At 54.6% G+C, this 15,236-nt stretch carries 13 protein-coding genes; 9 read left to right on the plus strand and 4 right to left on the minus strand.

The features are described 5' to 3' along the window. Positions 1–24: 24 nt before the first annotated feature. The 4 genes from MIH19_RS07305 to map are packed head-to-tail and all read right to left on the minus strand — an operon-like array spanning position 25 to position 4,987. On the minus strand, positions 25–369 hold the full coding sequence (locus tag MIH19_RS07305) for an ArsC family reductase (protein ID WP_249008961.1): 345 nt from the start codon (positions 367–369) through the stop codon (positions 25–27). Continuing rightward, on the minus strand, positions 369–1,574 hold the full coding sequence (dapC, locus tag MIH19_RS07310) for a succinyldiaminopimelate transaminase (RefSeq protein WP_249008232.1): 1,206 nt from the start codon (positions 1,572–1,574) through the stop codon (positions 369–371). Before dapC ends, MIH19_RS07305 begins: the two co-directional genes overlap by 1 nt. Continuing rightward, entirely contained in the window at positions 1,571–4,216 is a 2,646-nt protein-coding gene (locus MIH19_RS07315; RefSeq protein WP_249008233.1) for a [protein-PII] uridylyltransferase, read from the minus strand. The genes dapC and MIH19_RS07315 overlap by 4 nt, the downstream gene beginning before the upstream one ends. After that, positions 4,217–4,987, minus strand: coding sequence for a type I methionyl aminopeptidase (gene map / locus MIH19_RS07320; protein WP_249008234.1), 771 nt, complete (start codon positions 4,985–4,987; stop codon positions 4,217–4,219). 269 nt (positions 4,988–5,256) lie between these two features. Between map and rpsB the strand changes: the two genes are divergently transcribed. The 9 genes from rpsB to bamA all read left to right on the plus strand — a co-directional run bounded on the left by rpsB (position 5,257) and on the right by bamA (position 15,215). Next, positions 5,257–6,000: a 30S ribosomal protein S2 gene (gene rpsB, locus MIH19_RS07325; RefSeq protein ID WP_249008235.1), complete on the plus strand. Its 744-nt coding sequence runs from the start codon at positions 5,257–5,259 to the stop codon at positions 5,998–6,000. Positions 6,001–6,140: 140 nt separating this feature from the next. After that, positions 6,141–7,010, plus strand: coding sequence for a translation elongation factor Ts (gene tsf / locus MIH19_RS07330; RefSeq protein WP_249008236.1), 870 nt, complete (start codon positions 6,141–6,143; stop codon positions 7,008–7,010). 190 nt (positions 7,011–7,200) lie between these two features. Next, positions 7,201–7,929, plus strand: coding sequence for a UMP kinase (gene pyrH / locus MIH19_RS07335; protein ID WP_249008237.1), 729 nt, complete (start codon positions 7,201–7,203; stop codon positions 7,927–7,929). Positions 7,930–8,019: 90 nt separating this feature from the next. After that, positions 8,020–8,577 carry a ribosome recycling factor gene (gene frr / locus MIH19_RS07340; RefSeq protein ID WP_249008238.1) on the plus strand — a complete coding sequence of 186 codons (558 nt, stop codon included), beginning with the start codon at positions 8,020–8,022 and terminating at the stop codon, positions 8,575–8,577. A 66-nt stretch (positions 8,578–8,643) separates the two neighbouring features. Further along, positions 8,644–9,411, plus strand: a complete 768-nt coding sequence (gene uppS / locus MIH19_RS07345) for a polyprenyl diphosphate synthase (protein WP_249008239.1) — start codon at positions 8,644–8,646, stop codon at positions 9,409–9,411. Positions 9,412–9,435: 24 nt separating this feature from the next. Beyond that, positions 9,436–10,278, plus strand: a complete 843-nt coding sequence (locus tag MIH19_RS07350; protein ID WP_249008240.1) for a phosphatidate cytidylyltransferase — start codon at positions 9,436–9,438, stop codon at positions 10,276–10,278. Beyond that, positions 10,275–11,462 carry a 1-deoxy-D-xylulose-5-phosphate reductoisomerase gene (gene ispC, locus MIH19_RS07355; protein ID WP_249008241.1) on the plus strand — a complete coding sequence of 396 codons (1,188 nt, stop codon included), beginning with the start codon at positions 10,275–10,277 and terminating at the stop codon, positions 11,460–11,462. The genes MIH19_RS07350 and ispC overlap by 4 nt, the downstream gene beginning before the upstream one ends. A 45-nt stretch (positions 11,463–11,507) precedes the next feature. After that, complete coding sequence (gene rseP, locus MIH19_RS07360) at positions 11,508–12,851, plus strand: RIP metalloprotease RseP (RefSeq protein WP_249008242.1); 1,344 nt, start codon at positions 11,508–11,510, stop codon at positions 12,849–12,851. Between the two features lie 42 nt (positions 12,852–12,893). Next, complete coding sequence (gene bamA, locus MIH19_RS07365; RefSeq protein WP_249008243.1) at positions 12,894–15,215, plus strand: outer membrane protein assembly factor BamA; 2,322 nt, start codon at positions 12,894–12,896, stop codon at positions 15,213–15,215. Positions 15,216–15,236: the final 21 nt, after the last annotated feature.

Here is a 15,236-nt window from a genome sequence, read left to right on the forward strand (position 1 = left end):
ATGTTTTGTGATGTCTGGCTAATGTCAGTGCTTAAAGCGCGCTGCCCAGTCATCGGCATTAAAGCCGATCGTCACCGCGCCCTGAAGCTCCACCACGGGCCGTTTGATGATAGAAGGGTTGTCCAGGATGACGTCATGGGCGGAAGCCGCATCGATGCCCTCACGAACGCTCTCTGGCAACTTTCGCCAGGTAGTGCCGCGGCGGTTTAGCAGGGCCTCCCAGCCGGCCGAATGCTCCCAGGTGGCAAGCAGCTCGCTGCTCAATCCGTCCTTTTTGAAATCATGAAACTGGTATTCAATTCGGTGTTCGTCTAGCCATTTCCGGGCTTTTTTCACCGTGTCGCAGTTGCGAATGCCGTACAGTTTTATCACGAATTTGCCCTTACAAATGCCACGATGCGCTCTGCAGCTTCGACGCATTCCTGCAATGGCGCCACTAGCGCCATGCGTATGCGGTTTTCACCCGGGTTGTAGTTATCCACCGTGCGCGACAGGTAACGCCCTGGTAGCACGTGTACATTCTGTTGCACCGAAAGCTCACGGGCGAAAACTTCATCATTCATTCCCACCGGAGTTTGCGGCCATAAATAGAATCCGGCGTCTGGAAAATCGACATCCATCACCTGGCGCAAAATAGGCACTACGGCTTCAAACTTGGCGCGATAAGCGCGGCGGTTTTCTTTTACGTGTTCTTCGTCGCCCCAGGCGGCAATGCTGGCCAATTGGTTGTGGATCGGCATGGCGCAGCCGTGGTAGGTGCGGTATTTCAAGAAGCCTTCAAGAATGTGCGCATCACCGGCAACAAAACCGGAGCGCAGGCCCGGCAGATTGCTGCGTTTAGACAGGCTGTGAAACACCACGCAGCGGGCGAAATCGTTGCGGCCAATGGCGGCGCAAGTTTGCAGTAAGCCTTCGGGAGGGTTGGCTTCATCCGGGTAGAGTTCGGTATAGCACTCATCGGAAGCTACAATGAAGTTGTGCTCATCAGCCAATTCAAGCACTCGGACCAGGGTGGCGCGCGGAATGACTGACCCGCTGGGGTTGCCCGGCGAGCATAAAAACAGAACCTGGCACTGCTGCCAGACCTGCGGGTCAACCGCATTAAAATCCGGGATGAAGTCATTGCTGCTGTCGCAGGCCAGGTAAACCGGAGTGGCACCGGCCAGGAAAGCCGCGCCTTCATAGACTTGATAAAACGGATTGGGGCTGACCACGGTGGCCGCCTTACTACGATCGACCACCGCCTGCACCAGCGAGAAAATGCCTTCGCGGGTGCCGTTCACCGGCACTATGTGGTGGGCTGCGGTTAGCGAACCCGGTGCCAGCGCAAAACGTTTTGTTGCCCATTGGCGAATGGCTTCGCGCAGTTCGTCGGTGCCTTTTGTGGTGGGGTAGTTGCCAAGCCGGGCTAGATTGTCTGTTACTACCTGCTTTATAAACTCCGGGGCAGGGTGTTTGGGCTCACCAATGCCAAGGGAGATGGGCGCCAGGTGTGCGGGCCCGGTTACGCCGGCTTTCAGCTGTGCCAGTTTTTCAAACGGGTAGGGGTGAAGTCGGTCTAAATCGGGGTTCATCGAATGTTATCCAAAGTTTTACACAAGTCGTCCTGCAAAGCCTGACAGGCAGCGGGGTCGCGCAGCGCGTCACCGTTTTCGTCGGTTACAAAGAATATGTCTTCCACCCGCTCGCCCAGAGTGGCAATTTTAGCAGTGGTCAGGCGTACCCGGTGTTCCAGCAGAATCTGGCCTATACGGGCCAGCAGGCCGGGGCGGTCTGGGGTGACCACTTCCACCACAGTGCGCAGGTTAAATCGGTCATTAGACAGCAGTACCTCGGTAGGAAAAGCAAAATGCTTCAACTGCCTTGGCGTGCGCCGGTGGATAATATCCGGGTAGTCCTCGGGATCGTCCAGTTCTTCAATCAGCCGCCTTCTTACCCGTTCTTTGCGTTCCGGGTCTATCCCCAGGGGTTGGCCGTGGTCGTCCAGCACCACATAAGAGCTGATAGACCAAGGCCCGTCGCTGGAACTGATACGGGCATCCACAATGTTCAGATTCAACTGCTCCAGCACCGCAGTCGTGGCGGCAAACGAAGCGGTGCGGTTTTTCATATAAATGATGATCTGTGAATAACCGTCAGTCGGACCACCGCGAGTATCACGGATAAGCACCAGTGGGTCTGCATCATCGCCATGGCGGATAATAGCCGCGGTTTGCCAGGCGATGTCGATGGGGGAGTCTTGAAGAAAATAGTCTTCGTCGACCGTGTTCCACAGGTCATCAATCTGGGCATTGCTGAAATGCTGGGCACGCAGAATTTCGCGGGCCTCGGATTGCGTAGCGTTGACCCACTCCTGACGATCTATGCGGGTGTCGGTGCCGCGGCGCAGAGCTCTTTCTGTTTCGACATACAGCTGCCTTAGCAGCGATGCGCGCCAGGTGTTCCAAAGTTTTGGATTGGTGGCGCTGATGTCGCACACGGTCAGAATGTACAAATAATCCAAGTGTGCCTGGCTGAGCACCGCACGGGCGAACTCGTGGATGATGTCCGGGTCGGAAATGTCTTTGCGCTGGGCGGTCATCGACATCAGCAGATGATTTTCCACCAACCAGGACGCCAATTGGGTGTCGCGATCGCTCAGATGGTGGCGCTGGCAGAAGGCTTCGGCGTCAATGGCACCCAGCTCTGAATGATCGCCACCGCGGCCTTTGGCTACATCGTGATAGAGCCCGGCAATAAACAGGGTTTCCAATTTTGGCAGGCGGTGGATCAGTCTGGATGCTAGTGGGTATTCTTCACTACTGGCGGCGTTGTGTAGGCGTACCATGTTGCGGATAACGCCCATGGTATGCGCGTCTACCGTGTAAATATGAAACAGGTCGTGTTGCATCTGACCGATAATGCGGCCAAATTCCGGCAGATAGCGGCCTAACACGCTGTATTTTTTCATGGTCACCAGGGTCTGGTCCAGCTTGTCTGGCGTGCGCAGCAGTTCCATAAACAGTGAGGTGACCGCCAGGTCCGAGCGGAAGGCGTCGTCAATCAAATGGCGGTGGGCCCGCAGTGAACGAATGGTGGTGGCGCGTATGCCGCGAATAGCCGGGTTCTGCGCCATCAGCACAAACAGCTCCATAATCGCGAAGGGCGCGTAGGCGAATACCTGGTTGTTGATGGCTTCAATATAGTGATTTCGAATCTGGAAACGCTTGTTGATAGGCTGGATAACATCTTCCTGCCCGCTGCCCAGAATAGCTTCATCATAATGCTGCAGAATCACGTCGGTCAGCTCAGCCAGAGCCAACACTGCGCGGTAGTAGGACTGCATCATCAGTTCAACGCCCAGGCGCTCGCCCTCATCCTGATAGCCCAGCATATTGGCCAGGCCGCGCTGATAGTCAAATAGCAGGCGGTTTTCATTGCGTTTGGCCAACAGCTGCAGTCCGTATCGAAGCCGCCACAACAGGGTTTCACCTGTGCGTAAAACCTGGTGCTCGTCTTCGGTCAGCACGCTGAACTGGGTCAGGTCAGCAGTGCTGTGCAAACCGAAGTGGCGTTTGGTGATCCAGCCGATGGTCTGGATGTCGCGCAACGCGCCGGGAGCGCCTTTAATATTGGGTTCCAGATTGTATTCGGTGTCGCTGTATTTGGTGTGACGCTCTTCCTGTTCTGCGCGTTTGGCAATGAAATACTCGCGGTCGGTGCTTATTTCATCTGAGAATGCCAGCTCTGACAGCTCCTCGCGTAAATCGTCTGGCCCGGCGATGGTGCGGGTTTCCAGCAGGTTGGTCAGTATGGTGATGTCGCCGCGAGCGGCATCAGTGCATTCGTCAATGCTGCGCACGCTGTGACCAATGTCCAGCTTCAAGTCCCACAGCAGGGTAATGAACGCGCCAAGGTCATCGCGCCATTCGGGGTCGGTACCCTTGCGGGTTAGAATTAGCAGGTCAATGTCCGAGTAGGGGTGTAGTTCGCCGCGGCCGTAACCGCCTACTGCAATCAGCGCCACGTTGTTGGAGCTCGCTAGCGGGTAGCGACTCCAGATATGACGCAAGACCGTATCGACTGTGTCAGAGCGCGTTTTTACCAGCGCTCGAACATCCGCGCCTTGCTCAAAAGCGGCGGCGTCTGCCTGCTGTTGCTCCTGCAGCAGCGTGCGGGCGGAGGACACCGGTGAAGCGTCATGGCTAATGCGGTGTTCCAGCTCGCCCGGTGCCACTTAGAACGACTCTTCTTTGCGTTTGGTCAACACTTCATGACCGTCTGCAGTCACCAGAATGGTGTGTTCCCACTGGGCTGACAGCTTGCGGTCTTTGGTGACGGCGGTCCATTCGTCTGGCAGCAGTTTAGTGTGGTACTTGCCTTGATTGATCATCGGTTCGATGGTGAAGATCATTCCTTCTTTGAGTTCCAAACCTGTGCCGGGTTTGCCGTAATGCATTACCTGGGGCTCTTCATGAAACACCTGGCCAATGCCGTGGCCACAATAGTCACGAACCACCGAGAACCGGTGCTTTTCAGCGTGCTGCTGGATTACGTGGCCGATATCGCCGAGGCGGGCTCCGGGCTTAACTAATTCTATACCTTGATACATACATTCCTGGGTAATCTGGATTAACCGCTCGGTGCCGGGCTTGGGTTTGCCCACCGCCCACATTTTACTGGTGTCGCCGTGGTAGCCATCTTTTATAACGGTGACATCAATATTGATGATGTCGCCGTCTTTCAACACTTTCTGCTCGGTGGGAATGCCGTGGCAAACCACGTGGTTCACCGAGGTGCAGATGGATTTCGGGAATCCCTTGTAGTTCAGCGGCGCCGGAATAGCCTGCTGCACGTTCACAATGTAGTCGTGGCAGAGCTGGTTCAGATGTTCGGTGGTCACGCCGGGTTTGACGTGCTCGTCGATCATCTCCAGAACTTCCGCGGCCAGCCTTCCGGCTACGCGCATTTTTGCTATGTCTTCCGGGGTCTTAATGGTGACCTGCATCGGCTTTCCTATTAAAAGAGGTGAATCAGTCTGCTATTTTAAGGCTCATGGGCACAAGGTACAACTTCAGAGAACAAGCGGCTCCGGCACAAAATTAATGGCATTGCGCGGCATAAATATGGTATAAACGCGCCCGCTGGAAACGAATCCAGCAAATTCACACACGGGTCGACACGTTGCTCCAGGGTGCCTGCGGTTGTTAAAAACCGCATATAGGTTGGTGCAATCGGATTCGTGGAGGTCTAACCCGAAGTTACAAGGTAACTATAATGGCTCAAGTACATATGCGTGACCTGCTTAAAGCAGGTGCTCACTTTGGACACCAGACTCGCTACTGGAATCCAAAAATGTCGAAGTACATCTTCGGCGCCCGTAACAAGATTCACATCATCAACCTGGAACAGACCGTTCCGGCTATGAACGATGCTCTTAAATTCGTTGCTCAGCTGACCGAGAACAAGAACAAGATTCTGTTCGTAGGTACCAAGCGCGCCGCTGCGAAGATCATTAAAGAAGAAGCAGAGCGTTCAGGTCAACCTTTTGTGAACCACCGCTGGTTAGGCGGCATGCTGACCAACTACAAAACCATTCGTCAGTCGATTCACCGCTACCGTGAACTGCAAGCGCAGAGCAAAGACGGTACTTTTGACAAACTGACGAAGAAAGAAGCGCTTGAGCGCACCCGCGAAATGGACAAGCTTGAGCGTTCCATTGGTGGTATCAAGGACATGGGCGGCCTGCCTGATGCCTTGTTCGTGATAGACGTTGACCACGAGCGTATCGCTATCAAAGAAGCCAACAAGCTGGGTATTCCTGTTATTGGCGTGGTTGACACCAACAGCAACCCTGACGGTGTTGATTACGTAATCCCGGGTAACGATGACGCCATCCGTGCTATCCAGATTTACGTGAAAGCGGTTGCTGACACCTGCCTGGAATCGGTCAACGTTGGCGCAGACGAGTTTGTTGAAGTTGGCGAAGAGGCCCCAAGCGCAACGCCTGCTGCAGAGTAAGGCTTGAGCGCCTGCTGCAGAGTAGAGCTTGAGAACAGGGCTTGAGAGCAACGCTTGACTTGCTCTGAGATTCAAAGCCTGCCCGGACAAATTCTGGGCAGGCTTTCCTACCGAATTCGGAAATTTTAAGAGGACCCAACATGGCTGCTATTACCGCTGCAATGGTCAAAGAGCTGCGTGAGCGCACCGGCCTTGGCATGATGGAATGCAAAAAAGCTTTGGTTGAATCGGAAGGCAGTGTGGACGCCGCGATTGAAGAGCTGCGCAAATCATCTGGCCTGAAGGCTGCTAAAAAAGCCGGCCGTACCGCCGCTGAAGGCGTTTCACTGATCAAGATTTCAGACGACCACACCGTGGGCCTGATTCTGGAAGTGAACTCCGAAACCGACTTTGTTGCCCGTGATGACAACTTCATCAACTTCGCCAACGACGTGCTAGACGTTGCGTTCAAAAAGAACGAAACCGACGTTGCCGTGTTGATGGCGGGCGATCTGGAAGCCAAGCGCGAAGCGCTGGTCCAGAAAATCGGCGAGAACATCAGTGTACGTCGCATCGTGCGCATTGAAGGCGCGGTTGTGGGCGGTTACGTTCACAGCACCAACAAGATTGCTGCCGTGGTTGCTTTGACCGCAGGTGACGCAGAGCTGGCCCGTGATATCGCTATGCACGTTGCTGCGGTAAACCCGCGCATCGCCAAGCCTGAAGATATGCCGGCTGAAGAGCTGGAGCAAGAAAAGGCGATCATCAAGGCGCAGCCGGATATGGCAGGCAAGCCGGCTGAAATCGTTGAAAAAATGATGGGCGGTCGCATCAAGAAATACCTGGCTGAAAATAGCCTGATCGAACAGCCGTTCGTTAAAAACCCGGAGCAAACCGTGGGCCAGCTGGTTGCAGCGGCCGGTGGCGAGCTGGTTGGTTTCCTTCGCGTTGAAGTAGGCGAAGGCATCGAGCGGGAAGAAGTCGACTTTGCTGCCGAGGTTGCTGCTGCATCCGGTATTAACAAAGGCTGATTTCAGCTTCGGAAGCTGCCTGATTGATCGGCGGCTTCGTCCAAGTCTGCCACGTTAGCCGGTTTTCCGGCTCTCGTGGCGGGCTTGTATCTGAGATGTCCCTTTTTTGCCGAGGGTTATGTCAAATACAAGCCTGCCGCATCGCGCCGCCGCTTTGCGCTGCAGTCAATAGACCAGAAAGGGGATCCTCATGTCGACAACGTCCAAAACTCAGCCCAGATACAAGCGTATCCTGCTAAAGCTCAGCGGTGAGGCCCTGATGGGTGATCTTGGCTTCGGTATCGACCCCAAGGTTCTGGACCGCATGGCGCTGGAAATTGGTGCGCTGGTTGGTATTGGTGTGCAGGTTGGCCTGGTAATTGGTGGCGGTAATCTGTTCCGCGGCGAAGCTCTGAGCGCGGCCGGCATGGACCGCGTTAGCGGCGACCATATGGGCATGCTGGCCACCGTAATGAACGGCCTCGCCATGCGTGACGCCCTGGAGCGTTCCAACATCCGCACCCGTGTTATGTCTGCGATCCCCATGAGTGGTATTGTGGAGCATTACGATCGCCGCAGCGCCGTGCGCGATCTGAAAGACGGCGACGTGGTTATTTTCTGTGCGGGTACCGGCAACCCCTTTTTCACCACCGATTCCGCGGCCTGCCTGCGCGGTATTGAAATCGAAGCCGATGCGGTACTGAAGGGCACCAAGGTAGATGGCGTGTATTCAGCCGACCCCTACCTGGACAGCACAGCGGTAAAATACGACTCCCTGACTTATGACGAAGTATTGGATAAAAAACTGGGTGTGATGGACTTGACGGCCATCTGCCTGGCCCGCGACCACGGCATGCCGCTGCGGGTATTTGATATGAATAGCCCCGGGGTTCTGACCCGCATCGTGACAGGCGAAAAAGTAGGTACTCTTATTGAATAACCGATTGAATAGTCGATTGACTGATCGATTGTATAGTTGATTGAATAATCCGGCAGGGTCCGGTTTTACGAACAAATCGAGGATTGGCAAGTGATTAACGAGATCAAAACGGAAGCTGAAACCAAAATGACCAAGAGCATTGAAGCTCTGACGTCAGCGTTTAACAAAATCCGAACCGGCCGCGCGCATCCTTCCATTCTGGACAGCGTGATGGTGAATTACTACGGCCAGGAAACGCCGTTGAGGCAGGTAGCCTCGGTGAATGTGGAAGACAGCCGAACATTGACGGTGTCACCTTGGGAAAAAAACCTGGTCCCGCAAATTGAAAAGGCCATCATGACCTCTGACCTGGGGCTTAATCCGTCTACCAGCGGTGACCTTATTCGGTTGCCCATGCCGATGCTTACCGAAGAGACCCGTAAACACATGGTTAAGCAGGCTCGAGCTGACGCTGAACACGGCCGGGTTTCATTGCGCAACGCCCGTCGCGATGCCAATAGCACGTTAAAAGAGCTGCTGAAAGACAAAGACATCAGCGAAGACGACGAGCGCCGCGGCGAAGAAGAAGTGCAAAAGCTGACCGACCGCTTTATTGCGGAAGTGGAAAAGTTACTGAAAGCCAAAGAAGAGGATTTGATGGCGGTTTGACGCCGGCATTTTGAGGATACAACACTCACTGCTGCCATAAGGCGCGGCGGCCGCACAGGGGATGTTATGACCGCAACTGTTTCCGCAGCAATTCCGGAATCGGCACCAAGCCGGCCGAAACATGTTGCCGTTATCATGGACGGTAACAATCGTTGGGCCAAGGCCCGGCGTCTTAAGGGTGTGGCCGGTCACAAGGCTGGTGTGGACGCCGTCCGCGCCGTGGTGGAAACCTGTGCCCGCGAGGGTGTCAAGGTTGTTACCCTGTTTGCGTTTTCCAGTGAAAACTGGCGCCGCCCTCAAGACGAAGTCTCCGCATTGATGAAACTGTTTGTGTTTGCGCTGGAACGCGAAGTGCGCAAACTGCATCGCAACAATATTTGCCTGCGTCTTATCGGTGATCGTTCGGCTTTTAGCCCCCTGTTACAGGACTTGATGGCGAAAGCCGAAACACTCACCGCTGACAATACAGCGATGACGCTGGTAATTGCCGCCAATTACGGTGGCCAATGGGACATCACGGAAGCCACCCGTAAAATTGCCGGAAAAGTCGCTAGTGGCCAATTGCTGCCATCGGATATCACCGAAGACCTGATTCAAAGCCACTTGAGCCTGGGTGATTTGCCCATGCCAGACTTGATGATTCGCACCGCCGGCGAACAGCGCATCAGCAATTTTATGTTATGGCACCTGGCGTATACCGAGTTCTATTTCTCGCCGGTGTTCTGGCCGGACTTCAAGCAACCGCAGATGCAGGAAGCGCTGGCCGCCTACGCCGCAAGGCAAAGACGTTTTGGCCAGACGGATGACCAGGTCGCGGCCCGATCGTCGCTCTGATAACACAACAAGAGCAGGTTCACTGTGCTTAAAACCCGAATAATAACTGCGTTGATTCTGGCGCCCATTGCTATAGGTGGCGTTTTCTTCCTACCACCTGTGGGTTTTGCAATTTTTACCGCCGCGCTGATTGCCCTGGGTGCCTGGGAGTGGGCCAATATGGCGGGGCTGACAGCGCAGCCCGCACGTGTTGGCTACAGCGCCGCCGTATTGCTGGTATTGGCGGCTTTATACACAATAACGGCGCAAGGTGTGCTCTGGTTAGCGTTGTTCTGGTGGCTGGCCGGTTTTGGCCTGGTGGCTTACTACCCCAAAGGTTCTGCGCATTGGGGTTCGGTTCCGGCACGGGCGGCCATGGGTCTGCTGGTGTTGGTGCCGGCCTGGGTTGGCTTGAATTATTTGCGCAGCGGTGAGTTCAAATTTGGGCTGACCGACAATAACCTGTTGTTAATTCTGTATGTGTTTACGCTGGTGTGGGTAGCCGATATTGGTGCGTATTTTTCTGGCCGAAAATTTGGCAATGCCAAGTTAGCGCCGCGGGTCAGTCCGGGTAAATCCTGGGCCGGAGTATGGGGTGGTTTGGCGGCGGTTGCGGTTTTTGCATGGGTGGTTAGCCAAACACTGGATGCCGGGGCTGGGCAGTCGCTTGCTCTAATTGTTATTTCCATCGTTACCGCTGCGGTGTCGGTGCTGGGCGACTTGTTCGAAAGTATGCTTAAGCGCTTTCGCGGCATTAAAGACAGCAGTCGGTTACTTCCCGGGCACGGCGGCATTATGGACCGCATAGACAGTCTGACTGCGGCCATACCGATATTTACCGTGTTTGTTATTCAACTTGGTTGGCTTAATGTTGGACTCTTATCTTGATGCAACGCCGCCATCTATCAGTGCTCGGGGCCACCGGCTCTATCGGTTTAAGTACGCTGGATGTCGTGCGTCGTCACCCACAGCGCTTTTCAGTATACGCTCTGACAGCTTGCTCAAGCGTTGAGGCAATGGCGATTTTGTGCCGTGAGTTTGAACCGGCCATTGCCGTAATGGCTGATGGGCCTGCGGCTGAAAAACTGCGCGAGGCCTTGTCTGACTTGCCGCACATTCGAGTGCTGACCGGGGAAGCTGGCCTGAGTGAGGCGGCGACAAGCCCGGACGTTGATACGGTGATGGCGGCCATTGTGGGTGCAGCGGGTTTGCCGTCAACTCTGGCCGCGGTGCGCGCTGGCAAGCGGGTTTTACTGGCCAACAAAGAAGCGCTAGTGATGTCCGGGCGCCTGTTTATGGATGCTGTGGACGAGTCAGGCGCGGAATTGCTACCCATTGACTCCGAGCATAATGCCATATTCCAATGCATGCCGGCAGATCGTATTCGCCAGCCCGATGCCGCGGGTATTACCCGTATTTTGCTGACCGCTTCGGGCGGGCCTTTCCGTGAAATGCCAGCATCAGACATGGCACTGGTAACGCCCGATCAGGCATGCGCCCACCCCAACTGGTCCATGGGCCGAAAAATTTCTGTCGATTCTGCCACCCTGATGAATAAGGGGCTGGAGCTGATCGAAGCCTGTTGGCTGTTCAACATTTCGCCGGAAAAAATTGAAGTGCACGTTCATCCGGAGAGTATCATCCACTCTATGGTGGAATACGCTGACGGCTCTGTGCTGGCGCAGATGGGTAGCCCGGACATGCGCACGCCAATTGCCAACGGCCTGGCATGGCCAGAGCGTATCGAAGCTGGCGTAGCACCGTTGGACCTGTTTGCGATTGGCCGATTTCACTTTGAACGCCCTGACATCGAGCGTTTCCCGTGTTTGCGGCTGGCCGCAGAAGCCTTTAAAACAGGCGGTACCGCACCGGCAGTGCTTAACGCCGCTAACGAAATCGCGGTAGAAGCTTTTTTACAGGGCAGGGTTCGCTTTACTGACATCCCCGTTATCATTGGCCAAACCCTATCCGCCGTTGCTGCGGTTCCGGCCGACAGCTTTGACATAATTTTCAGCAAAGATTCTGAAGCGCGACAGTACGCCAGCGCCCGAGTGGCAGAGCTGGCATGCTGAAATCAGAGTCGGATTTTTACGATAGCTATTATTCCGAGAGGCGCTATGCAGATCATTGAGACGATTCTTTCGCTGGCGCTAACGCTGGGTATTCTGGTGACCATTCATGAATACGGGCATTTCTGGGTAGCCCGCCGTTTTGGCGTAAAAGTTCTGCGTTTTTCGGTGGGTTTTGGTAAACCTTTGTGGTCTTGGTATGACCGCCATGGCACCGAGTTTGCCGTAGCTGCGATTCCATTGGGTGGCTACGTGAAAATGTTGGATGCCCGCGAAGGGCCGGTGCCGCCAGAGCAGATCGATCAGGCTTTTACCTCGAAGTCGCCATATCAGCGTATTGCCATAGCGGCTGCCGGTCCCGCGGCCAACTTTATATTTGCCATCGCTGCTTACTGGCTTCTGGCGGTTGTCGGCGTGACCACGGTTGCGCCTATTGTTGGTTCGGTCACACCGGGCTCGGTGGCCGAGCGGGTAGGCCTTACGCCGGGTATGGAGTTGACGAAAGTTGACGGTCACGATGTTAGCTCTTGGCGCAGCGTTAACATGCGCCTGCTGGAGCGTGCTGGCGAACATGGTACAGTGAGCTTCGCGGTAACCGGCGGCCAGGGCCTATTACAGGGCGAGTTGGGTGGATGGAGTTTGAGCACTAATACTCCCGACCCGCTCGGCGAATTTGGGATTGTGCCCAATCGTCCTGCTATACCGCCGGTGTTGGGGGTAATCTCTGCAGACGGCCGTGCCAGCGCTGCCGGCCTTCAACCGGGTGATCGCATAACCGCGGTCGACGGCGAGCCGGTTGCAGATTGGTTCGCGTTGGTTGAGCACATTCGCACATCGCCTGAGCAAAACTTGGTGCTGCGTTTTGAGCGCGAAGGCGCCGAGCGCGAGCTGAGTATTGTTCCGGCAGAGAGCACAACAGAGACGGGTGAAATTATTGGCCTGATTGGAGCCGGGGTGCAGGTGCCGGAATGGCCGGAAGGCAGTCTTCGCGACATCAGTTATGGCCCGTTGGCAGCGTTTCCGATCGCGGTTGAAGAAACCTGGGCAGATACGCGCTTAACGCTGGTGGCCATCAAGAAAATGCTGACTGGCTTATTGTCGCCAAGCAATCTGAGCGGGCCAATTACTATTGCTCGAGTGGCCGAAGCTAGCGTCAGTTCGGGATTTGAAGACTTTGTGCGGTTCCTGGCTTACCTGAGTGTTAGCCTTGGCGTGCTGAATTTGCTACCGGTACCGGTACTTGATGGTGGTCATATTTTGTACTACACGATTGAGGCGATCCGCCGTAAGCCGGTGTCTGAGCAGGTGCAGGCCGTTGGATTACGAATTGGTATGGCTTTGATACTGACTTTAATGGTGTTTGCTCTTTACAACGACCTTATGCGGTTGTGAGAATTGCGGCCCCTTAGCGCACTAACCAGGCGAAATATTTGAATGAGACTTACTCTTCTAGGTTTAGCCGTTGGCCTGACAGTGGCCACACTCGGTATGAAGCCCGCGCTTGCGGACACATTCACAATATCTGACATTGAAGTTGAAGGCCTTCAGCGCGTATCTGCAGGTACGGTTTTTGGTTCCTTTCCGATCAATATTGGCGAACAGGTTGACGGCGCCGAGCTGGCAGAGGCTATAAAGTCGCTGTTCCGTACAGGCCTGTTTACCGACATCCAGGCCAGCCGTGATTCCGGTGCACTGATTGTGACCGTCCGCGAACGCCCGTCGATCAGCTCTATCAACATTGACGGCAACAAGAATATCGAAACTGATATTCTTAAGGACGCGCTTTCGGGAGCCGGCCTCGAAGAAGGCCAAGTATTCCGCCGTGCAACACTTGAACGGCTAGAGCTGGAGATTCTGCGCTCGTACATTGGCCAAGGCCGGTATAATGCCCGTGTTAAAGCCACGGCCAATGAGCTACCCAGCAACCGCGTTGATATCATTCTGGATATCAACGAGGGCAGTGTTGCCGCGATTCATCACATTAACCTGGTTGGTAACCAGGAATATAGCGATGACGAGTTAAAAGACCTGCTTGAGCTGCAAAGCACCGGCTGGTGGAACTCCATCACTAACTCTGACAAGTACGCCCGTGAACGTTTGAGTGGCGACTTGGAAACCCTTCGGTCCTTTTATCTAGACCGTGGTTTCCTGGATTTCAACGTAGAATCCAGCCAGGTGTCCATATCGCCAGACAAGCAAAAAGTATTCATTGTCATCGCGCTAAATGAAGGCCGGCAGTACACGCTGTCTGACATTCGTCTGCGCGGCAACCTTATTGTGCCGGAGCAGGAATTGCTCGATCTGATCCCGGTAAAAGTGGGTGATGTGTTCTCGCGTGCCCAGATGACCGCTATTTCCGAAAGTTTGTCATTCCGTCTGGGTCGGGAAGGTTACGCGTTTGCTGATGTAAACGCGGTCCCTGAAACGTCCGAAGACGGTACCGCGGCGGTAACCTTCTTTGTTGAGCCGGGCAAACGCGCCTACGTGCGTCGGGTGAACTTCTCGGGCAACGTGTCCACTCGCGACGATGTATTGCGCCAGGAAATGACCCAGATGGAAGGCGGCATTGCGTCCTCTGACCGGATTGAATACTCCAAAGTCCAACTTGAGCGCCTAGGCTTTTTTAAAGGCGTGAATGTGGAAACCGTGCCGGTGCCAGGCACAGATGATTTGGTAGACGTAAACTATAGCGTTGAAGAGCAGCCCACCGGTAGTCTGTCTGCCTCTGTTGGTTTCTCTCAGGATTCCGGCGTTATCCTTGGCGCCAGCGTGTCTGAAAATAACTTTTTCGGAACCGGCAAACGGGTATCGTTTGGGGTCAATTTTAGCGACTCTGTTAAGAGTGCCAACGTGTCTTATCTCGATCCGTACTACACCGTTGACGGTGTTAGCCGCGGTTTCAGTGTGTTTGCCCGTAAAACGGACTACGAAGAAGAAGATATCTCATCCTATCTGTTGGACGAGTACGGTACGCGCGTCACTTTCGGCTATCCCATTGATAACATCACGCGCTTGAATTTCGGCGCCGGTTACACCCTGTCAAAAGTGAAAGAGGGCATCTTCAGCGCTCAGGAAGTGAGAGATTTTATTAACGAAGAGGGTGATGCCTTCAATAACTTTTTCCTGTTCGGCAGTTGGCGACAGAGTACCCTGAACCGCGGCATTCTTCCTTCGGATGGCTATAGTCAATCGTTGTCGCTAGACGTCGCGGTGCCGGGCAGTGATCTGACCTTCTACAAGGTTGGGCACAAAACCGACTTCTACTTCCCGTTGACCGACTCCGAGCGCTGGGTTCTGCGAACCCGCACCGAAATTGGCTACGGTGATGGTTACGGTGATCGTACCGTGATGCCGTTTTATGAGCATTACTATTCCGGCGGTTTTGGCTCAGTTCGTGGCTTTCGAGCCAACTCTCTGGGTCGCCGCGCGCAGAATAGCAATCCGTTGGACCGTTCCGATCCCGATCCTTTCGGTGGTAACCTGCTCACAGAAGCGGGCGTGGAGCTGATATTGCCAACGCCTTTTGCTGGCGATACTCGCTCAATGCGCACTTCGATATTCCTCGATGGCGGCCAGGTATTTGATACAGATCGTGATTTTAGTCCGAATCTCGGAGACGTACGTTTCTCCGCCGGCATTGGCTTCCAATGGATTACCGCGGTGGGCCCTCTGGCGTTCAGCCTGGCTAAGCCGTTGAATGACAAGCCCGGCGACGATACTCAAGTATTCCAGTTCTCGTTGGGCCAGACGTTCTAGCGTGTTTTCAAACGAGATTAA

The sequence above is a fragment of the Marinobacter sp. M1C genome, from assembly GCF_023314135.1.
GTDB lineage: Bacteria > Pseudomonadota > Gammaproteobacteria > Pseudomonadales > Oleiphilaceae > Marinobacter.